Here is a 21,083-nt window from a genome sequence, read left to right as displayed (position 1 = left end):
CCCATGAGTTCTGTTGCTGTGTTCAGCAAGGCCTCGCCGTTCGATGCATTGCAACGCTGGCTACCCAAACTGGTGCTGGCGCCGAGCATGTTCATCGTGCTGGTGGGCTTCTATGGCTACATCCTGTGGACGTTCGTGCTGTCGTTCACCACCTCGACGTTCCTGCCCAACTACAAATGGGCCGGTCTGGCGCAATACGCGCGGTTGTTCGACAACGATCGCTGGTGGGTCGCGAGCAAGAACCTCGCAGTGTTCGGCGGCATGTTCATCGGTATTACCTTGGTGATTGGCGTGTTGCTGGCGGTGTTCCTCGACCAGCGCATCCGTCGCGAAGGCTTTATCCGCACCATTTACCTGTACCCGATGGCGCTCTCGATGATCGTTACCGGTACCGCCTGGAAATGGCTGCTCAACCCGGGCATGGGCCTGGACAAATTATTGCGTGACTGGGGCTGGGAAGGCTTCCGTCTGGACTGGCTGATCGACCCGGATCGCGTGGTTTACTGCCTGGTGATCGCCGCTGTCTGGCAAGCCTCGGGCTTCATCATGGCGATGTTCCTCGCCGGCCTGCGTGGCGTTGATCAATCGATTATCCGCGCTGCACAGATCGATGGCGCGAGCATGCCGACGATCTACTGGAAAGTGGTGCTGCCAAGCCTGCGTCCGGTGTTCTTCAGTGCAGTGATGATTCTGGCGCACATCGCGATCAAGAGCTTCGACCTGGTCGCGGCGATGACCGCTGGTGGCCCGGGTTATTCCTCCGACCTGCCGGCGATGTTCATGTATTCCTTCACCTTCAGTCGCGGCCAAATGGGCATGGGCTCGGCCAGTGCGATTCTGATGCTCGGTGCGATCCTCGCGATCATCGTGCCTTACCTGTATTCCGAGCTGAGGACCAAGCGCAATGACTAGTCTCGCCGCCAAACCTGCTATCAGCCTGAGTCGCATCGCGATCTACGCGGTGCTGATCCTCGCCGTACTGCTTTATCTGGTGCCGCTGGTGGTCATGTTGCTGACCAGCTTCAAGACCCCGGAAGACATCAGCACCGGCAACCTGCTGAGCTGGCCGACCGTGGTCAGCGGCATTGGCTGGGTCAAGGCCTGGGCCACGGTTGACGGTTACTTCTGGAATTCGATCAAGATCACCGTTCCGGCCGTAATCATCTCCACCGCCATCGGTGCATTGAACGGTTATGTGCTGTCGTTCTGGCGCTTCCGTGGTTCGCAGTTGTTCTTCGGTCTGCTGTTGTTCGGCTGCTTCCTGCCGTTCCAGACCGTGTTGCTGCCGGCCTCGTTCACCCTCGGCAAGATGGGCCTGGCGAGCACCACCACCGGTCTGGTGTTTATCCACGTGGTTTACGGTCTGGCGTTCACCACGCTGTTCTTCCGTAACTATTACGTGAGCATTCCGGATGCGCTGGTGAAAGCCGCACGCCTCGACGGCGCAGGTTTCTTCACGATTTTCCGCCGCATCATTCTGCCGATGTCGACGCCGATCATCATGGTCTGCCTGATCTGGCAGTTCACCCAGATCTGGAACGACTTCCTGTTCGGTGTGGTGTTCTCCAGCGGTGATTCGCAACCGATCACGGTGGCGCTGAACAACCTGGTCAACACCAGCACCGGCGCCAAGGAATACAACGTTGATATGGCAGCGGCGATGATCGCCGGCCTGCCGACCCTGCTGGTCTATGTGGTCGCAGGCAAGTATTTCGTGCGCGGGCTGACAGCCGGCGCAGTCAAGGGGTAATCATGGCAACGCTCGAACTTCGCAACGTCAACAAGACCTACGGTGCCGGCCTGCCGGACACCCTGAAGAACATCGAACTGTCGATCAAGGACGGTGAATTCCTGATCCTCGTCGGCCCGTCGGGCTGCGGCAAGTCGACCCTGATGAACTGCATCGCCGGTCTGGAAACCATCACCGGCGGCGCGATCATGATCGGCGATCAGGACGTCAGCGGCATGAGCCCGAAGGATCGCGACATCGCCATGGTGTTCCAGTCCTACGCGCTGTACCCGACCATGAGCGTGCGCGAGAACATTGAGTTCGGTCTGAAGATCCGCAAGATGCCGCAGTCGGCGATCGACGAAGAAGTCGCGCGCGTGGCCAAGCTGTTGCAGATCGAACACCTGCTCAATCGCAAGCCGGGTCAGCTCTCCGGTGGTCAGCAACAGCGTGTGGCGATGGGCCGTGCACTGGCACGTCGACCGAAGATTTATCTGTTCGACGAACCGCTGTCCAACCTCGACGCCAAGCTGCGCGTCGAGATGCGCACCGAAATGAAACTGATGCACCAGCGCCTGAAAACCACCACGGTCTACGTGACCCACGACCAGATCGAAGCAATGACCCTGGGCGACAAGGTGGCGGTGATGAAGGACGGCATCATTCAGCAGTTCGGCACGCCAAAAGAGATCTATAACGACCCGGCCAACCTGTTCGTGGCGAGCTTCATCGGTTCGCCGCCGATGAACTTCATTCCGCTGCGCCTGCAGCGCAAGGACGGTCGTCTGCTGGCGCTGCTCGACAGCGGGCAGGCGCGTTGCGAGTTACCGATGAGCATGCAGGACGCCGGGCTCGAAGATCGCGAAGTGATCCTCGGTCTGCGTCCTGAACAGATCGTTTTGGCGAACGGCGAGGGCAATGGCCTGCCGAGCATTCGCGCCGAAGTACAGGTGACCGAGCCGACCGGTCCGGACACCCTGGTGTTCGTCAACCTCAATGACACCAAAGTCTGCTGCCGTCTGGCGCCGGATGTGGCACCGCAGGTGGGCGAGAACCTGACACTGCAATTCGATCCATCGAAAGTGCTGTTGTTTGATGCCAACACCGGTGAGCGCCTCGGCACTGCCGGTCAACCACAGACCGATGCGCGGTCTGCGAACGTCGCCCAGTTCAAGGGGCGCTGAGGAACAAATGTGGGAGCGAGCCTGCTCGCGAAAGCGGTCTGACATCCAGCATTGATGTCGCCTGTTACACCGCATTCGCGAGCAGGCTCGCTCCCACAAAGGAGCACGCGGTGGATTGCCTGTAATCCATCGCACTTTATGTAAACCGCGTTAGATAAAAACAGTTAATAACAATAAAGACGAGGATGTAGGGATGAAAAAGAAACACGTCAATGCCCGGTTGATCTGCCAAGTGTCGGCTGCGGCGGCCTTGGTGCTGGCCGGTAACGCCATGGCGGCGGATGCCTTCAGTTCCGATTCGAAATGGATGACCGGCGACTGGGGTGGCGAGCGTACCAAGCTGATCGAGCAGGGTATCGACATCAAGGCTGACTACGTTGGGGAAGTCGGTGGCAACCTGCACGGTGGCTACAACGACGACAAGACTGCGCGTTACGCTGACCAGTTCGGTCTGGGCGTGGCACTCGATCTGCAAAAGCTGTGGGGCTGGGATAACACTCAGGCGAAGATCCAGCTGACCAACCGTAACGGTTACAACATCTCCAACGACCGCGTTGGCGATCCGCGTGCCGGCACCTTGAGTTCGTCGCAAGAAGTTTACGGCCGTGGCCACATGGTGCGTCTGACCCAGTTGTGGATTCAGCACCAGTTCTTCGACAACAAACTCGACGTCAAGGCCGGTTACTTCGGTGAAGGCGAAGACTTCAACACCTTCCCGTGCGACTTCCAGAACCTGGCGTTCTGCGGCTCGCAAGTAGGTAACTGGGCGACCAACATCTGGTACAACTGGCCGGTCAGCCAGGCCGCGATCCGTGTGAAGTACAACATCAACGACGAGCTCTACGCGCAGATCGGTGCGTACAACCAGAACCCGTCGCAGTTGGAACACGGCAACGGCTTCAAGCTCAGTGGCAGCGGCACCAAAGGTACCGTTCTTCCGGTCGAGCTGGTCTGGTCGCCGAAGGTCAACAGCCTGCCAGGCGAATACCGTGTGGGTTACTACAAGAGCACGGCCGATGCCGACGACGTTCGTGAAGACGTCAACGGTTTCGACGCGGCAACCACGCGCGACGCTTACAAAACCCACAGCAGCAAAAGCGGCTACTGGTTCGTGGCGCAACAGCAACTCACCAGCCATAACGGTGATGCTTCTCGCGGTCTGAACATTGCTGCCAACGCCACGTTCCACGACAAGGACACCAACTTCATCGACAACTACCAGTCGGTGATGTTTGTCTACAAAGGCCCGTTCGACGCGCGTCCGAAGGATGACGTCGGTATCGGCGCGGCGCGTATCCACGTCAATGATGACGTGAAGAAAAACGCCGAACTGCTAAACGCTTCCAACGGTGTTTCGGACTACGACAATCCGGTGTTCTCGCCAATTCGTGAAACCGAATACAACTACGAGATCAACTACGGCTTCCACGTCACCAACTGGCTGACCGTACGTCCTAACCTGCAATACATCACTCACCCGGGTGGTGTGGATGAAGTGGACAACGCTTTGGTCGCTGGCCTGAAAATTCAGTCTACGTTCTAACGCGTCTGCGATAAGCTCCTCTCTATGTGCGCATATTTGCGGACAGCCAAGGCTGTCCGCTTTTTTTTGAGGGGCGGCAATCCCCGTAACAGATGAATTCGGAACCGTGGCAAATGCATGAGCATCCGCTACAACGCTTCTTCAAATCCCTGCGTGAACAACCGGTGTTCGCCTGGGAGCGCTATCAGATGCGCGACGTGTTGGTGATCGATCATCCGCTGTGTCAGGCGGTGTTCAGTCGTCAGGGCGCACAGTTGCTGCACTTTCAGCCGCGTGGGCAAAAGCCGTGGTTGTGGTGCGCGGCGAAGTGGCCGCACGTGGGTGCCATTCGCGGTGGCGTGCCGGTGTGCTGGCCGTGGTATGGCCGTCATCCCAGCGAAAACGCCTGGCCATCGCATGGTTGGGCGCGCTTGCTCGACTGGAAGCTGCTCGACAGCAGCAGCGCCGAAGATGGCGTGCGCCTGCATTGGCAATTGCAGCTGTGCGACTGGCAGGTCGACCTGCACGCGCATTTGGGCGAGCGCATGGAATTACGCCTGAGCACCGAGCATCAGGACGACATGCCATGCCAGTTGAGCCAGGCTTTGCACGCTTACTGGCGTATTGGCGATGTCGGTGAGATAGCGCTGTCTGGGCTTGAAGGGGCGCAGGGCTATGACCAGTTGAACCGGCAGATTTGTCAGCAGGAAGGCGAGTTGCGAGTGGATGGCGGCTGTCAGCGGGTGTTCCAGCATGACGGTGAATTGCAGCTGAAAGATCACGCCTGGCAGCGCGAGTTGTGCATTGATACCGGTGACAGTGCGGATACGGTGGTCTGGCATCCGGGCGCGCGGCCGTTGTTGGGCGTGACGTGGGATGAGATTTCGGAGTTTGTCTGCGTGGAAGCGGCGGCGGGTGGGACTGACAGCCTGCATTTAGCGCCGGGGGAGAAGGCGCATTTGAGTTTGCAGGCGTGGGCGGCGGCTTGAGTGTGTCAAGTACACCGCTACCCTCACCCTAGCCCTCTCCCAGAGGGAGAGGGGACTGATTGCGGGATATTGGAGAGTTTCACCGAAATGAAAGATCGGCTGTGAATCCATAATCGACTCGGTCTCTCAGGTCGATGCATGACGGAAGACACGTCGGTCGGCCCCCTCTCCCTCCGGGAGAGGGCTGGGGTGAGGGTGCTTTTGATCTTTAGTTGAATTCATCCCCAACCGGATACCGGCTCGCATTCAAGCTCTCTTTGATCTTGCGCAAATGCGGCTGGAAATCCACGCCACGACGCAAGGTCATCCCCGTCGCCAACACATCCAGCACGGTCAACTGAATGATCCGCGATGTCATCGGCATATAGATGTCAGTGTCTTCCGGCAACGGAATATTCAGGCTCAAGGTACTCGCCTTGGCCAGCGGCGAATTCTCCGCCGTCAAACCCAACACCGAAGCGCCGTTCTCCCGAGCAATGCGCGCCACTTCCACCAGTTCACGCGTACGCCCGGTGTAGGAAATGATCACGAACAACTCACCGGTGTGCGCCACCGAAGCAATCATTCGCTGCATCAACACATCAGCGTGCGCGGTGACGGCGAGGTTGAAGCGGAAGAACTTGTGCTGCGCATCCAGTGCCACCGGTGCCGAGGCGCCGAGGCCGAAGAAGTGGATCTGCCGCGCCTGAATCAACAGGTCGACGGCGCGGCTGATCAGGTTCGGGTCCAGTGCCTGACAAGCACTGTCCAGCGAGGCGATGGCGCTGCCGAAAATCTTTTGCGTGTACGCCTCGGGATTGTCGTCGGCCTCGACCGCGCGGCTGACATACGCCGCGCCACTGGCCAGACTCTGCGCCAGTTGCAGTTTGAGTTCGGGATAGCCGCTGACACCGAACGAACGGCAGAAACGGTTGACCGTCGGTTCGCTCACTGAGGCTGCCTGGGCGAGGGCGGCGATGCTGAAGCGGGTGGCCTGCTGCGGGTTGAGCAGGATCACCTCGGCGACTTTGCGTTCGGCCTTGTTCAGGTCTTCAAGGCGACTCTGGATCTGTTCCAGTAAATTTCGCACGCGGTCCATATGGAATTCCTAATTCACCTGCGCAAAGGTGCGCCGGGCTATGCAAATTGGGCCTTTGATATGGCCCGTAACGGTGGCCTATCCTACTGATGGCTCCGACCGACCACCACTCGGAATCTGTATTTTGCGAAAATGTTGTGGTTATTACTACATTTTCCCTTGAGTGATGCCTTGAAAAAAGGTATTTGTAGCTTAACTTGATAAAAGAACAAACATCATGCCTTCGATTACGGTTGAACCGTGCACCTTTGCCTTGTTCGGCGCGCTTGGCGATCTGGCCCTGCGCAAGCTGTTTCCTGCCCTTTATCACCTCGATGGCGCCGATCTGTTGCACGAGGACACGCGCATCATCGCGTTGGCCCGTGAAGAAGGTTCCGAGCAACAGCACATGGCGTTCATCGCCGCCGAACTGCGTCGTTATGTGGGCAAAGAGCTGGACGAGGCCGTCGCCGAGCGTTTTCTCGCACGCCTGACCTACCTGCACGTCGACTTCCTCAAATCCGAAGATTACGTGGCGCTGGCCGAACTGGCTGGCAGCACGCAACGCATGATTGCCTACTTCGCCACCCCTGCGGCGGTGTACGGCGCGATCTGCGAAAACCTGGCGAAAGTCGGTCTGGCAGAAAATACCCGCGTGGTACTGGAAAAGCCGATCGGCTCCGACCTCGAATCCTCGCGCAAGGTTAACGACGCCGTGGCGCAGTTCTTCCCGGAGAACCGTACCTACCGCATCGACCACTACCTGGGCAAAGAAACCGTTCAGAACCTGATCGCCCTGCGTTTCGCCAACAGCCTGTTCGAAACCCAGTGGAACCAGAATTACATCTCCCACGTGGAAATCACCGTGGCCGAGAAGGTTGGCATCGAAGGCCGCTGGGGCTACTTCGACAAGGCCGGCCAACTGCGCGACATGATCCAGAATCACCTGTTGCAGTTGCTGTGCCTGATTGCCATGGACCCGCCGGCCGACCTGTCCGCCGACAGCATCCGCGACGAAAAGGTAAAAGTGCTCAAGGCCCTGGCGCCGATCAGCCCGGAAGGCCTCACCACCCAAGTAGTGCGTGGTCAGTACATTGCCGGCCACAGCGAAGGCAAATCCGTACCGGGTTACCTCGAAGAACCGAATTCCAATACCCAGAGCGACACCGAAACCTTCGTCGCTTTGCGTGCCGATATCCGCAACTGGCGCTGGGCCGGCGTGCCGTTCTACCTGCGTACCGGCAAACGCATGCCGCAAAAACTGTCGCAGATCGTCATCCACTTCAAGGAACCGTCGCACTACATCTTCGCCCCTGAGCAGCGCCTGCAGATCAGCAACAAACTGATCATTCGCCTGCAACCGGACGAAGGCATTTCCTTGCGCGTGATGACCAAAGAGCAGGGCCTGGACAAAGGCATGCAACTGCGCAGCGGCCCGCTGCAACTGAATTTCTCCGACACCTGGCGTAGCGCGCGGATCCCCGATGCCTACGAGCGGTTGTTGCTGGAAGTGATGAACGGCAATCAGAACCTGTTTGTCCGTAAAGATGAAATCGAAGCCGCGTGGAAGTGGTGTGACCAACTGATCGCCGGGTGGAAAAAATCCGGTGACGCGCCCAAGCCGTATGCGGCGGGGTCGTGGGGGCCGATGAGCTCCATTGCATTGATCACGCGGGACGGGAGGTCGTGGTATGGCGATATCTGATGTGCAACTGCCTGCGGGCGTGAATGCCCACGAATTCAAAAGCCCGGTGTTGTTGGCCGAAGGTCTGGCGCTGAACGTGGCCAAGCAATTGAGCGAAGCCATTGCTGCACGCGGCAACGCGGTGCTGGTGGTGTCTGGCGGTCGTAGCCCGGTGGCGTTTTTCCAGCACCTGGCCAAGCAAGAACTGGACTGGTCGAAGGTCGTCGTGACCCTCGCCGACGAGCGCTGGGTACCGGTTGAACATGCCGACAGTAATGCCGGTCTGCTCAAGCAGTATCTGCTCAAAGGCCCGGCGGCCAAGGCGCAGTTCCTCAGCCTGTATAGCGGGGCGGCCAACGTCGAGCAGGCTGCTGAACAGGCTGATCGCTTGCTTGCCGAATTGCCGCCGATTGACGTGCTGGTATTGGGCATGGGTGATGACGGCCACACCGCGTCGCTGTTCCCCGACAGCCCGAACCTCGCCGAAGCGCTGCAGGCTGATGGCACGCGCCGTTGCTGGCCGATGCTGGCGCCAAGCGTGCCGCGTCAACGCCTGACCATGAGCCGTGCGCTGCTGGCCTCGGCCAAACACAAGATTCTGTCGATTTCCGGTCAGTCGAAACTGACCACCCTGAATGCCGCACTGGCATCCGACGTCGCCGCCATGCCGGTGCGCGCGTTTCTGCAACCTACGTTAGAGATTTACTGGTGCCCATGAGCCAAGGAACAGCCGCTATGACAACCCCATCCCCGACCGTTTCCATGGCGGACAAAGTTGCCCTGATCGACAGCCTCTGCGCCAAGGCGCGGATCCTGCCGGTGATCACCATCGCTCGCGAACAGGACGTGCTGCCACTGGCTGACGCTCTGGCTGCCGGTGGCCTCACCGCGCTGGAAGTGACCCTGCGTTCGCAGTTTGGCCTCAAGGCCATCCAGATCCTGCGCGACCAGCGTCCGGAATTGATGACCGGTGCCGGCACCGTGCTCGATCGCAACATGCTCGCGGCTGCCGAAGCCGCTGGCTCGCAGTTCATCGTCACCCCGGGCATCACCCGTGACCTGCTCGAAGCCAGTGTCGACAGCCCGATTCCGCTGTTGCCGGGCATCAGCAACGCCTCCGGCATCATGGAAGGCTACGGTCTGGGTTATCGCCGCTTCAAGCTGTTCCCGGCTGAAGTCAGCGGTGGCGTGGCGGCAATCAAAGCCCTCGGCGGTCCGTTCGGCGAAGTGAAATTCTGCCCGACTGGCGGCGTCGGCCCGGCCAACATCAAGAGCTACATGGCGCTGAAAAACGTCATGTGCGTGGGCGGTAGCTGGATGCTGGATCCGGAGTGGATCAAGAACGGCGACTGGGCCCGTATTCAGGAATGCACCGCCGAAGCACTGGCGCTGCTGGACTGATTGTTACCAGACACTTCGTTGTGTGTTCTACGGCTTTACGGTGCGCTTGGTCGGTGCACCGTTTTTTTTGCCTTGAAGAAAGTGTCAGGACATCACGCGATACATAGTTACCGCACAGCCGCGTTTGCGTGGCGCTAATCTGCGTTCATCTTACGGAAGAGAGAACGCCTCATGGACGACCATCAATCTTTAGCTTTATCAGTCAACGCTCTGCACCCGCGGCAGTTGCCCGTGGTTGGCAGTTTCGATTGGCACAACAGCCAGGGCAAGGTGCGCAACATCAGCGCGGGCATCGAAGGCTTGCCTCTTCTATTGCGGCTGGCCCTGGTCGATGCCATGACCGGCGAGCCGGTCAGTGGCGCCGTGGTCCGCATCGAGCAGCACATTGGCACCGACACACTGTGCGGCAGTCAGTCGACCGACAGTAAAGGCATCGTTCGTTTCACCAGCCTTTACCCGGATCGGCAAACTGCCTTTTCATGCATCGCTCTGAGCGTCGCCATCGCCAATGACGATCAACAGCCGCAGCTGTACCAAGAGGCCTGGGCGGGGCGCCTGCATCTGCCCTGTGCCTGCAATTGCACAGCCACTGATAACGATGCCGTTCGGCTGGCGTTGCGGCCGATCACAGACGATGGCCCGGAGGACGGCTACTTCGGCAACCTGACGATCGGCGTCGACACCTTTGCACTGTCATCGCAGATCGGCGTGGCGGGCTATGACAAATACCTGATCACGGTGTTTTAGCGCAGCTCGTTCAGCGCCCGCACCAGTAACTGCATGTCGGCAGCGGTGGTGGTCAGCCCCGGTGTAATGCGGATGCTCGGCCCGCTGGCTGCGCCATGGCGCACCACGGTGAACAGGTTGTAGTCGTTGAGCAGATGTTCGGCCATCGCCTGTTGATCGTCGTGCCGAGTGAAGCGCATGGATGTGATGCCGCAATACAGCCGAGGGTCGTCTGGCGTCATCACTTCGATGCCCGGCAAGTGCCGCACCGCGCTGACCCAGAGGTTGCGCAGATAATTGAGGCGAGCGCCCTTGGCTGGTGCGCCGCCGAGGGAACGGTGCTCTTCGAACACCAGCGGCAAAGTCATCAGCGCCGGAATGTTGGGCGTGCTGTACGAAGTGCGCGCACGGATGTCATTGCCCGGGTAATGCATTTCACCCATGTCCGGATCAATGTCGGCCAGGCGGTGTGGCGCGATATAGAGGAAGCCGAGGGTGAGCGGTGCGCCGATCCATTTGTGCAGGTTGTATCCGGCGAAAGCGATGCCGAGGGCATCAAGATCGAACTCGATCTGACCGAGTGCATGGGCGCCGTCGAGGATGACATCGACGCCATGCTCTTTGGCCAGCGCGGCGATGGCTTGCACTGGCATGACCAGACCGGTGCGGTGAGTGACGTGAGTCAGGGCCATCAGCTTGATTTGCGGATGACCGACGAAGGCTTCGCGGTAAGTCTCCACCAGGCTGTCGTAGCTCGCCGGGTGCGCGTGAGCAATCTCGATCACCTCGGCGCCGCGCTGCCTGGCGAGCCAGCGCATGGCGCCTTTGACCGTGTCGTATTCCAGATCGCTGATCAGCACCTGATCGCCCGGTTGCAAGCGGTTGTAGTTGCGAATCAGCGACTGCAGACCTTCGGTGGCATTGCGGGTGAACGCCACACTCTGCGCACGCACGCCAATCAACTCGGCCAGTTGTGCGCGGATATCGAGGTTGTCGTGCTGCTCGAAACGCTGGCGCACGTACACCGAGTTGCTGGTGTTGATCAGCTCGATGTTGCGCTGGTATTCCTCGATCACCGTGCGCGACATGCGCCCGAAATAACCGTTTTCCAGGTTCACGGGACCGGGTTGAACGTCGTAGCGATCGGCGAACGTTCGCCAAAAGGCTTCGTCACGGGCGCGGCGGGTGTTATCGGGCATGGTCGGCTGACTCTAGAGAGGAGGGCGCTTCAGTGGCGCGGGGCAGGTTTGCCGTGTTTGGCGCGCAGCGGTTCGAGCAGGTCCGAGAGGCCGTTATGGTCGATCTCCTGCATCAGCGCGAGCAGGCCACCGAGTTCGCCGTGCGGGAAACCTTCGCGGGCGAACCAGTTCAGGTACGGGCCTGGCAGGTCGGCAATGATCCGGCCTTTGTATTTACCGAAGGGCATTTCGCGGGTGATCAGCAGTTCGAGTTTTTCGGGATTCATCAGTGAGATCGTCTGGCTTCAAATCAGCTTGGAAAATACAGGCATTCTGCATGCAGGCCAAATGACAGATCATGCAAATAACCGTGATACAGATAGTTCACTTATCTTTAACTGGCTGATTTATAAGTGTTTTTTAAAAATAAAAAAGCTGGCATGCACACTGCAATATCCCTTGCATCTTCAACCAATCGCAAGGAATTGAAAAATGACCGACATGAATAAAGAAGCCATCTCTGTACTCAATGACCTGATTGAAACCAGCAAGGACGGTCAGGAAGGGTTCAAGACTTGCGCTGAAGACATCAAGCACCCAGAACTGAAAACCCTGTTTGTAACTCGCTCCGCTGATTGCGCCACCGCTGCAGCAGAACTGCAAGCCGAAGTTCGCAAGCTGGGCGGCGATCCGGAAACTTCCACCAGCGTCAGCGGTGACCTGCACCGTCGCTGGGTCGACGTCAAAGCCATGTTCACCGGCAAAGACGAAGAGGCTGTACTGAACGAAGCAGAGCGCGGTGAAGACCATGCGCTGAAGGCTTACAAAGAAGCCCTCGAGAAAATCAGCAAGCATAATCTGGTGGGTATTCGTGATCTGGTTGAACGCCAATACCACGGCGTACAACGCAACCACGACCAGGTGAAAGCCCTGCGTAACCAGGCTCGCGCTCGTTCGTAAGCGTTTGCCGGTTGTAAAAAAAACGCCAGCTAGTCTGGCGTTTTTTTATGTCTGGGGGAAAGCCAAAGCAAGAGCCCCTCACCCTAGCCCTCTCCCGGAGGGAGAGGGATCGTGGTGTTCTTTCGAGGTACGCCGACCTGAAATATCCAGTCGAACTCAAGATCTGAAAACCACGGAGATCGGCTCCCTTTCCCCCTCGCCCCCTTGGGGGAGAGGGCTGGGGTGAGGGGGAAAAGCTTTTCCTGACACCCCACCAATCAATCAGCCAATGCTGATCGCCGGCAGTGTTGGCAGTGTTACGGTCTGCTGCTTACGCGGCGCCAGAATCTCAGCCTCGCCATCCACCACCAGCTCATCACGCTGGTTGAACACACGAGTGGCAATGCGCACGCGAAACTTCGGCAGCTTCTCGAGAATTTCCAGGCGCACGGTCAGCGTGTCACCGATCTTCACCGGTTTCTGAAAGCTCATCTGCTGACCGATATAAATAGTGCCCGGCCCAGGCAATTCACAGGCAACGGCAGCACTGATCAACGCACCGCTGAACATGCCGTGAGCGATACGCTCCTTGAACATGCTGGCGGCAGCGAACTCGGCGTCCAAGTGCACCGGGTTGTGGTCGCCCGACATCGCGGCGAACAGCTGGATGTCGCGCTCTTCGACGGTCTTGCTGTAGCTGGCGGTCTGGCCGACTTCGAGGGCTTCGTAAGGGATGTTGGTAACCTGGGTCATCGGTCTCGATTCCTGTGACGGATTCAGTGAATCCACAAAAAATTATTCGCTGCGATGAGGGCGCGGATGGCTCAAGGCCTGATCGATCCAGGCCAGCACATCAGCGATCACTTCGTCGCGGTTGGTTTCGTTGAACAATTCGTGTCGTGCCTGCGGGTAGATCTTCAGTTGCAGGTGCTGGCTGCCGGCGGTGCGCAAGGCATTGGCCAGATCTGTCAGACGCTTGCCTTCACTCACCGGATCACATTCGCCGCCGATTACCAGCAGTGGCAGGCCCGGGTCGATCTGCGCGAGATTGGACGCTTTGCTGATCTGCTGCAAGCCGCCGAGCAGGTCGATCCACAGTTGATTGGTGCAGCGAAAGCCACACAGTGGGTCGTTGGCGTACAGGTCGACCTCGGCCGGGTCGCGGCTCAGCCAGTCGAACGGTGTGCGCGCCGGTTTGAACTTGTTATTGAACGAGCCGAACGACAGCCACTCGATCAGCGCACTGCGACCCTTGCCACCCTGACGCAGTTTTTCCAGGCGAGCGATCTGCCGCGCAGCGCGGTACAGCGCAACGGGCTGAAAGTTGGAACCACTGAGAATCGCTCCATGCAGGCTGGCGCTGTGATGCAGCAAATAACCTTGGGCGATATAGCTGCCCATGCTGTGTCCCAGCAGGATGATCGGCACGCCGGGGTGCTGCTGGCCGATGTGCTGATTGAGGCTGGCCAGATCGCCGAGCACTTTGCACCAGCCGTCGTTATCGGCGAAGTGGCCGAGGGTACCGTGATTGGCGGTTTTGCCATGTCCGCGCAAATCCGGCGCGTACACGCCATATCCTTTGTCGCAAAACGTGTCGGCCAGTCGCGCGTAGCGGCCGCTGTGTTCGGCCATGCCATGGGCCAGCAGGATTACCGCTTTCAACGGCGCCGCCGGCAGCCATTGATTGACGAACAGGCGGCTGCGGTCACTCGCGTCCAGCCATAGGGTGTCGTGGATCATGGCGATTCCTTTGCTCAAAGTCGGATCATTGTATAGCGCGTCTGATCAGCCCACGCCACGGCAGGAAGATTCACACGATCAATGACGGCTTTGGCCATATTTGCCTCAATGGCCATAACTGCTAGTGTCCGTGAAGCTCCGCTTTTTCAGAAATGACAGAAAGCGGCCCGGATCGGCTCAGGTAAAGAGGACAAGAACAATGCAACCTGATTTCTGGAACGACAAGCGCCCGGCCGGCGTACCGCTGGACATCGACATGGGTGAGTTCAAGTCGGTGATCGAGGTGTTCGAGCGTTCCTGCAAGAAGTTCGCTGATCGCCCGGCGTTCAGCAATATGGGGATCACCCTGACTTACGCTGAACTTGAGCGGCAGAGCGCCGCCTTCGCCGGTTACCTGCAGGCGCATACCGATCTGGTTCCGGGCGATCGCATCGCCGTGCAGATGCCCAACATCCTGCATTACCCGATTGCCGTGTTCGGTGCACTGCGTGCCGGGCTGATCGTGGTCAACACCAACCCGCTGTATACCGCACGGGAGATGCGCCACCAGTTCAAGGATTCCGGCGCGCGGGCGCTGGTGTACCTGAACATGTTCGGCCAGAAGGTCCAGGAAGTGCTGGCCGATACCGACATTCAGTACCTGATCGAAGCGAAGATGGGCGACCTGATGCCCACCGCCAAGGGCTGGCTGGTCAACACCGTGGTCAGCAAAGTGAAGAAAATGGTCCCGGCGTATTCGTTGCCGCAGGCGATCTCCTTCAAGAGCGCACTGCGCATGGGGCGCGGCACTGGGGATCAAGCCGCTGAAGGTCAGCCTCGACGACATCGCCGTGCTGCAATACACCGGTGGCACCACCGGGCTGGCGAAAGGTGCGATGCTCACCCATGGCAATCTGGTGGCGAACATGCAGCAAGTGCGCGCCTGCCTGGCGCAGCTCGGCCCGGACGGCCAGCCGCTGCTGCGCGAAGGCCAGGAAGTGATGATCGCGCCGCTGCCGCTGTATCACATCTATGCCTTCACCGCGAACTGCATGTGCATGATGGTTTCCGGCAACCACAACGTGCTGATCACCAACCCGCGCGATATTGCCGGCTTCATCAAGGAGCTGAAGAACTGGCGCTTCTCCGCGCTGTTGGGCCTGAACACCTTGTTCGTGGCGCTGATGGATCACCCGGATTTCAAGACCCTCGATTTCTCCAGCCTGAAACTCACCAACTCCGGCGGTACCGCGCTGGTCAAAGCCACCGCCGAGCGCTGGGAACAGATGACCGGTTGCCGCATCACCGAGGGTTACGGCCTGACCGAAACCTCACCAGTGGCCTGCACCAACCCGTACGGCGACCAGTCGCGGCTGGGCACGGTCGGCTTGCCGGTGCCGGGCACGTTGCTCAAAGTCATCAACGATGACGGTGTCGAACAGCCGATGGGCGAGCGCGGCGAGTTGTGCATCAAGGGCCCGCAGATCATGAAAGGTTATTGGCACAAGCCTGAAGCCACTGCTGAAGTGCTGGATGCCGAGGGCTGGTTCAAGTCCGGTGACATCGCGGTGATCGATCCGGACGGTTTCGTGCGCATCGTCGATCGCAAGAAGGACATGATCATCGTCTCCGGTTTCAACGTTTATCCGAATGAAATCGAAGATGTGGTCATGGCCCATCCGAAAGTGGCCAACTGCGCGGTGATCGGCGTACCGGACGAGCGTTCGGGCGAGGCGGTGAAGCTGTTTGTGGTGGCGCGGGAAACCGGGGTCAGCCTCGAAGAGCTCAAGGCCTACTGCAAAGAGAATTTCACCGCGTACAAAGTGCCGAAACACATTGTGTTGCGTGAGTCATTGCCGATGACGCCTGTCGGGAAAATTCTGCGGCGTGAGTTGCGCGATATCGCGTAAAAGTCAAAAACACAAAGATCGCAGCCTTCGGCAGCTCCTACCTTGGAATGCATTTCCTGTAGGAGCCTGCCGAAGGCTGCGATCTTTTGCTTTAAGTCCCCGAAAACCGGGGCTTCAAAGGTGTTCTAGGATTTTTGCTCTAAAATGACTGCTAGGTAGTCTTGAGTCATGATAATGACTGTAGGGGCCGCTTTTGGCTCTAGTCGACCCTTGGCAAAGCTGCTACTCTCGGCGCGCTTTGTGACTTCTCGGCCTGTATAAAAGCCAGATTCACCAATACCAAACACACACCAATAATAATCGCATCAAATGCGGTGAAGAATTCGCGTTGCTGAGGAGTGGGCTTCCATGATCGAAGACTTTTGGAAGGATAAATACCCGGCTGGAATTGCTGCCGACATCAATCCGGACGAGTATCCGAACATTCAGGCAGTGTTGAAGCAATCCTGCCAACGCTTCGCCAACAAACCGGCTTTCAGCAACCTGGGCAAGACAATCACTTACGGTGAATTGTACGAATTGTCCGGTGCGTTTGCCGCGTATCTGCAACAGCATACCGATTTGCAGCCCGGCGATCGAATCGCCGTGCAACTGCCCAACGTTCTGCAGTACCCGGTGGCCGTCTTCGGTGCGATTCGCGCCGGGCTGATCGTGGTTAACACCAACCCGCTGTACACCGCGCGGGAAATGGAACACCAATTCAACGACTCCGGCGCCAAAGCCCTTGTTTGCCTGGCGAACATGGCGCATCTGGCTGAAACCGTGGTGCCGAAAACCGGCGTCAAACACGTCATCGTCACTGAAGTCGCCGACCTGCTGCCACCGATCAAGCGCCTGCTGATCAACAGTGTCATCAAGTACGTGAAGAAAATGGTCCCGGCCTATCACTTGCCAAAAGCCGTCAAGTTCAACGACGTGCTGAGCAAGGGCCAGGGCCAACCGGTGGCCGAAGCCAATCCCGACAGCGGCGACGTTGCGGTGCTGCAATACACCGGCGGCACCACCGGCGTGGCCAAAGGCGCGATGCTGACCCATCGCAACCTCGTCGCCAACATGCTGCAGTGCAAGGCGCTGATGGGTTCCAACCTCAACGAAGGTTGCGAGATCCTGATCACGCCGCTACCGCTGTACCACATCTATGCGTTCACCTTTCATTGCATGGCGATGATGCTGATCGGCAACCACAACATCCTCATCAGCAACCCGCGCGACCTGCCGGCGATGGTCAAGGAACTGTCGAAGTGGAAGTTCAGCGGTTTCGTCGGCCTCAACACGCTGTTCGTCGCGCTGTGCAACAACGAAGGTTTCCGCAAGCTGGATTTCTCGGCGCTGAAAGTTACGTTGTCCGGCGGCATGGCCTTGCAACTGGCCGCTGCCGAGCGCTGGAAAGCGGTCACCGGTTGCGCCATCTGCGAAGGTTACGGCATGACCGAAACCAGCCCGGTGGCCACGGTCAACCCGATCCAGAACATCCAGATCGGCACCATCGGTATTCCGGTGCCATCGACCCTGTGCAAAGTCATCGATGATGCCGGTGTCGAGCAGCCGCTGGGTGAAATCGGCGAACTGTGCGTCAAGGGCCCGCAAGTGATGAAGGGTTACTGGCAGCGTCAGGAAGCCACCGATGAAATGCTCGACAGCGAAGGCTGGCTGAAGACCGGTGACATCGCGCTGATCCAGCCGGACGGCTACATGCGCATCGTTGATCGCAAGAAAGACATGATTCTGGTCTCCGGTTTCAACGTCTACCCGAACGAACTGGAAGACGTGCTGGCGACCCTGCCGGGTGTGTTGCAGTGCGCGGCCATCGGCGTGCCGGACGAGAAGTCGGGCGAGGCTATCAAGATTTTCATCGTCGCCAAACCGGGTGTCACGCTGACCAAGGAAACCGTGATGGAGCACATGCGCGCCAACGTCACGGGTTACAAGGTGCCGCGTTCGGTGGAGTTCCGCGATGCGTTGCCGACCACCAACGTCGGCAAGATCCTGCGCCGCGAGTTGCGTGATGAAGAGCTGAAGAAAATCAAGGCCAGGTCCGCCGCCTAAAACACCAAGCCCCGCAGATGCGGGGCTTTTTGTTGGGTGCGGGGCAGGGCTTGGATTTCGCGTTGAGCCTACCCCTCACCCCAGCCCTCTCCCGAGGGAGAGGGAGCCGAACGGGGGCTGTTCAGAACCTGAGTTCGACTCGATATCTCAAGTCGGGCGTACCTCGTCCAGACACCTCGGTCAGTCCGTCGCCCAAGGAGAAAGGGAGCAGATCTTCACGCTGTTCAGAACCCGAATTCGACTCGATATCTCAGGTCGGTGCAGCTCATCCAGACACCTCGGTCAGTTCCCTCTCCCAATGGGTAAGGGAGCAGATCTTCATGCTGTTCAGAACCTGAGTTCGACTCGATATCTCAGGTCGGTGCAGCTCATCCAGACACCTCGGTCAGTTCCCTCTCCCAATGGGTAAGGGAGCAGATCTTCATGCTGTTCAGAACCTGAGTTCGACTCGATATCTCAGGTCGGTGCAGCTCATCCAGACACCTCGGTCAGTTCCCTCTCCCTTGGGAGAGGGCTAGGGTGAGGGGAAGGGGGGCTGCACAAATCCTACTGACGAAACGGCGCGAAATTCACGTTAGTCCCCGCCGGACGCATGTCCTGCAGATACGAATCCTTGTCCGCACTCAGTTCCAGGCTCAACGCCGCCTTGCGCTTGCCTTCGTTGCGAATCACCAGCCCCTCCAGCTTTTCACGCAGAAACACTGTCGGCACTTTCAGGTGCAGCAATTCGTCAGTGGCCGGTGTGTGCATCAGCAGGTGAATCCACTCGTACTGACCGATGGCCAGACGCGACACCGGCAGGTCGAACCACCAGATGTTGCGGTTACGGTTCAGTTCGGCGAAGTGGCAGTTGTTGGTGCCGAGCACGGCGCCGCCCAGTTCCTTGTTGCGACGGGCAATGGCCTGCGTTTTATCGAGTTTCATAACATTCCTGCGGGATCGGTTCCTGGCGCTTGACGCCCATATGTTGCGCATTCTCGGGGCTACGCACGCAAACATAAAGCCCAACCTGCACGCCGCGACGAAATGAGCCGCTGAAAATAAATGAAACTTGGCGCAAATCCGGCCAGTCAATCATTACGTACTGACTTTTCCCTCTTAATGCACCAAGGAGAAACACCATGAGTAGCACAGGCGATAAAGTAAAAGGCATGGCTAATGAAGCGGTCGGCAACGTCAAGCAAGGCGTCGGTAAAGCCACCGACAACACCAAGCTGCAAGCCGAAGGCAAACTGCAAGAGAAAAAAGGCGAGGCCCAGCAAGCGGTCGGTAAAGCCAAGGACGCCATCAAGAAAGGTGTCGACAAGGCGTAATTCAGCCTTGAACGAAATACATGAACGGCCATCCAAGGATGGCCGTTTTTGTGTCAAAAGCCTGCAGCAACCCGACGAGGTTCGCCAAACAGGCTACCGTGATGTAAAAAACGGCCCCTGAGTCGCCACGACTTCAACCTGTATTGCGGCGAAAGGAGACGCGAATGATTTTTCCGGACATGAAAGGTCTGCCCCTGCACCGGGTGATGGTGCGCACGGTCACTGAATTCGTCGACGACGAGATGTCGACCTATGCCTCGGCACTGGCCTACCAGATGCTGTTCTCGCTGTTCCCGTTCATTCTGTTCCTGATCGCCCTGATCGGTTTCCTGCACCTGCCGGACTTTTTCTCCTGGCTGCGCCTGCAATCGGAACTGGTCCTGCCACCGCAGGCGCTGGAGCAGGTCAACCCGGTGATCGACCAGTTGCAGCAGTCCAAGGGTGGCCTGCTTTCCGTCGGTATTGTTATCGCCCTGTACACCGCCTCCGCTGGCGTGCGCTTGATGATGAGCGCGATGAACGCCGCGTATGACGTGGTCGAAGGCCGACCGATCTGGAAGCGTTTTCCACTGTCGATTGTCTACACCGTCGGCATTGCCGGCATGCTCCTGGTGGCCGCCGCGCTGATGGTGCTCGGGCCGCAGGTGATGGGCTGGATCGCCGCGCAGGTGGGGCTGGAAGACTTCATCGTCACCGTGTGGACCATCGCGCGTTGGCCGGTGATCGTGATTCTGATGATGGTCGCGGTGGCACTGATCTACTACGTCATGCCTGACGTCAAACAGGAATTCCGCTTCATCACCCCCGGTTCGGTATTGGCCGTGGTGGTGTGGATCATCGCCTCGTTGGGTTTCGCCTTCTACGTGAAGACCTTCGCCAACTACAACGCGATGTATGGCAGCATCGGGGCGATCATCGTGCTGTTGCTGTACTTCTACATTTCCGCTGCGGTGCTGTTGCTCGGCGCCGAGATGAATGCGGTGATCGAGCACATGTCCAGCGAGGGCAAGGATGCGGGTGAGAAAGTCCCCGGCGAACTCGATGAACATCCCAAACAACACGTCTCGGGCACTGGGCCGCGATCATTCGCTCAAGCCGGACACTGACGAAGTCTGATCATGATCCGTGAAATTCTGAAAATGGGCGACGAGCGCCTGCTGCGCATTGCCCCGCCCGTGCCGGTCGAGATGTTCGACAGCCCCGAGCTGTGGCAACTGATCGACGATATGTTCCAGACCATGGAAAGCGTCGGTGGCGTTGGCCTGGCGGCGCCGCAGATCGGTGTCGATCTGCAACTGGTGATCTTTGGTTTCGAACACAGCGAACGTTACCCGGACGCTGAAGCGGTGCCGCAGACGATCCTGATCAATCCGCTGATCACGCCGTTGAGTCCGTTGATGGAGGAGGGCTTCGAAGGGTGTCTGTCGGTGCCGGGTTTGCGTGGTGCGGTGGATCGTTATCAGCAGATTCGCTATGAAGGGTTTGATCCGAAGGGCGAGCCGATTGTGCGTATCGCGTCAGGTTTCCACGCCCGCGTTGTGCAGCACGAATGCGATCACCTGATCGGCCGGTTGTACCCGTCGCGGATCACCGATTTCAGCAAGTTCGGTTTTACCGAAGTGATGTTCCCTGATCTTGATCCCACAGCTGACGATTGATCCTGCAAACACCACATCCCTTGTGGGA

At 58.6% G+C, this 21,083-nt stretch carries 19 protein-coding genes and 2 pseudogenes; 15 read left to right on the top strand and 6 right to left on the bottom strand.

Annotation, left to right across the window (positions count from 1 at the left end; all coding sequences use genetic code 11):
• The first annotated feature begins 3 nt into the window (after positions 1–3).
• The 5 genes from AB4O11_RS01585 to AB4O11_RS01565 all read left to right on the top strand — a co-directional run bounded on the left by AB4O11_RS01585 (position 4) and on the right by AB4O11_RS01565 (position 5,424).
• Complete coding sequence (locus AB4O11_RS01585; RefSeq protein WP_007917874.1) at positions 4–912, top strand: carbohydrate ABC transporter permease; 909 nt, start codon at positions 4–6, stop codon at positions 910–912.
• Positions 905–1,750, top strand: coding sequence for a carbohydrate ABC transporter permease (locus AB4O11_RS01580; RefSeq protein WP_007917872.1), 846 nt, complete (start codon positions 905–907; stop codon positions 1,748–1,750). Before AB4O11_RS01585 ends, AB4O11_RS01580 begins: the two co-directional genes overlap by 8 nt.
• A gap of 2 nt (positions 1,751–1,752) precedes the next feature.
• The gene (locus AB4O11_RS01575; RefSeq protein ID WP_038369188.1) at positions 1,753–2,913 is read left to right on the top strand and encodes an ABC transporter ATP-binding protein; all 1,161 of its coding nucleotides are present in this window, start codon (positions 1,753–1,755) and stop codon (positions 2,911–2,913) included.
• Positions 2,914–3,106: 193 nt separating this feature from the next.
• Positions 3,107–4,456 (top strand): carbohydrate porin, encoded by a 1,350-nt coding sequence (locus AB4O11_RS01570; RefSeq protein ID WP_460129924.1) that lies wholly within the window; start codon positions 3,107–3,109, stop codon positions 4,454–4,456.
• Positions 4,457–4,569: 113 nt separating this feature from the next.
• Positions 4,570–5,424 (top strand): D-hexose-6-phosphate mutarotase, encoded by an 855-nt coding sequence (locus tag AB4O11_RS01565; RefSeq protein ID WP_093430701.1) that lies wholly within the window; start codon positions 4,570–4,572, stop codon positions 5,422–5,424.
• A 208-nt stretch (positions 5,425–5,632) separates the two neighbouring features.
• On the opposite strand, the gene AB4O11_RS01560 is transcribed toward AB4O11_RS01565, so the two are convergent.
• Positions 5,633–6,493 (bottom strand): MurR/RpiR family transcriptional regulator, encoded by an 861-nt coding sequence (locus AB4O11_RS01560; protein ID WP_171057240.1) that lies wholly within the window; start codon positions 6,491–6,493, stop codon positions 5,633–5,635.
• Between the two features lie 226 nt (positions 6,494–6,719).
• On the opposite strand from AB4O11_RS01560, the gene zwf reads away from it, so the two are divergent.
• The 4 genes from zwf (at position 6,720) to AB4O11_RS01540 (ending at position 10,313) form a co-directional block, all read left to right on the top strand.
• Positions 6,720–8,186, top strand: a complete 1,467-nt coding sequence (zwf, locus tag AB4O11_RS01555; protein ID WP_064119140.1) for a glucose-6-phosphate dehydrogenase — start codon at positions 6,720–6,722, stop codon at positions 8,184–8,186.
• A complete protein-coding gene (gene pgl / locus AB4O11_RS01550; protein WP_460129922.1) occupies positions 8,173–8,883 on the top strand; it encodes a 6-phosphogluconolactonase in 711 nt (236 codons plus the stop codon). The genes zwf and pgl overlap by 14 nt, the downstream gene beginning before the upstream one ends.
• A 17-nt stretch (positions 8,884–8,900) precedes the next feature.
• Positions 8,901–9,566 (top strand): bifunctional 4-hydroxy-2-oxoglutarate aldolase/2-dehydro-3-deoxy-phosphogluconate aldolase, encoded by a 666-nt coding sequence (locus AB4O11_RS01545; protein ID WP_008082815.1) that lies wholly within the window; start codon positions 8,901–8,903, stop codon positions 9,564–9,566.
• A 171-nt stretch (positions 9,567–9,737) separates the two neighbouring features.
• Entirely contained in the window at positions 9,738–10,313 is a 576-nt protein-coding gene (locus AB4O11_RS01540) for a peptidase associated/transthyretin-like domain-containing protein (protein WP_099756992.1), read from the top strand.
• Here AB4O11_RS01540 and AB4O11_RS01535 read toward each other — a convergent pair.
• Complete coding sequence (locus AB4O11_RS01535; protein ID WP_093430459.1) at positions 10,310–11,491, bottom strand: aminotransferase class V-fold PLP-dependent enzyme; 1,182 nt, start codon at positions 11,489–11,491, stop codon at positions 10,310–10,312. The genes AB4O11_RS01540 and AB4O11_RS01535 overlap by 4 nt on opposite strands.
• A gap of 29 nt (positions 11,492–11,520) precedes the next feature.
• Entirely contained in the window at positions 11,521–11,757 is a 237-nt protein-coding gene (locus tag AB4O11_RS01530; protein WP_003227425.1) for a DUF3820 family protein, read from the bottom strand.
• Between the two features lie 205 nt (positions 11,758–11,962).
• Here AB4O11_RS01530 and AB4O11_RS01525 point away from each other — a divergent pair, with 205 nt between their 5' ends.
• Positions 11,963–12,430 carry a ferritin-like domain-containing protein gene (locus AB4O11_RS01525; protein WP_016983691.1) on the top strand — a complete coding sequence of 156 codons (468 nt, stop codon included), beginning with the start codon at positions 11,963–11,965 and terminating at the stop codon, positions 12,428–12,430.
• Positions 12,431–12,691: 261 nt separating this feature from the next.
• Here the strand turns inward: AB4O11_RS01525 and AB4O11_RS01520 are convergent, their stop codons facing one another.
• Together AB4O11_RS01520 and AB4O11_RS01515 are read right to left on the bottom strand one after the other, a co-directional pair.
• Positions 12,692–13,162: a MaoC family dehydratase gene (locus AB4O11_RS01520; protein ID WP_003227420.1), complete on the bottom strand. Its 471-nt coding sequence runs from the start codon at positions 13,160–13,162 to the stop codon at positions 12,692–12,694.
• A gap of 42 nt (positions 13,163–13,204) precedes the next feature.
• A complete protein-coding gene (locus AB4O11_RS01515) occupies positions 13,205–14,149 on the bottom strand; it encodes an alpha/beta hydrolase (RefSeq protein WP_093430458.1) in 945 nt (314 codons plus the stop codon).
• 199 nt (positions 14,150–14,348) lie between these two features.
• Here AB4O11_RS01515 and fadD2 point away from each other — a divergent pair.
• Both fadD2 and fadD1 read left to right on the top strand, forming a co-directional pair.
• Positions 14,349–16,038 (top strand): annotated as a pseudogene (gene fadD2, locus AB4O11_RS01510) (long-chain-fatty-acid--CoA ligase FadD2).
• A gap of 348 nt (positions 16,039–16,386) precedes the next feature.
• Positions 16,387–18,084: a long-chain-fatty-acid--CoA ligase FadD1 gene (gene fadD1 / locus AB4O11_RS01505; protein WP_093430456.1), complete on the top strand. Its 1,698-nt coding sequence runs from the start codon at positions 16,387–16,389 to the stop codon at positions 18,082–18,084.
• A gap of 546 nt (positions 18,085–18,630) precedes the next feature.
• Here the strand turns inward: fadD1 and AB4O11_RS01500 are convergent.
• Positions 18,631–19,008 (bottom strand): hypothetical protein, encoded by a 378-nt coding sequence (locus tag AB4O11_RS01500; RefSeq protein WP_007917843.1) that lies wholly within the window; start codon positions 19,006–19,008, stop codon positions 18,631–18,633.
• 197 nt (positions 19,009–19,205) lie between these two features.
• Between AB4O11_RS01500 and AB4O11_RS01495 the strand changes: the two genes are divergently transcribed.
• The 3 genes and pseudogenes from AB4O11_RS01495 to def all read left to right on the top strand — a co-directional run bounded on the left by AB4O11_RS01495 (position 19,206) and on the right by def (position 21,055).
• Positions 19,206–19,397, top strand: a complete 192-nt coding sequence (locus AB4O11_RS01495; protein WP_027612573.1) for a CsbD family protein — start codon at positions 19,206–19,208, stop codon at positions 19,395–19,397.
• A 164-nt stretch (positions 19,398–19,561) separates the two neighbouring features.
• A pseudogene (locus tag AB4O11_RS01490) lies at positions 19,562–20,513 on the top strand (YihY/virulence factor BrkB family protein).
• A 2-nt stretch (positions 20,514–20,515) separates the two neighbouring features.
• A complete protein-coding gene (def, locus tag AB4O11_RS01485; protein WP_093430454.1) occupies positions 20,516–21,055 on the top strand; it encodes a peptide deformylase in 540 nt (179 codons plus the stop codon).
• Positions 21,056–21,083: the final 28 nt, after the last annotated feature.

It is taken from the genome of Pseudomonas sp. H1_D05 (genome assembly GCF_054682705.1).
This window is presented reverse-complemented; position numbering and strand designations above follow the sequence as displayed.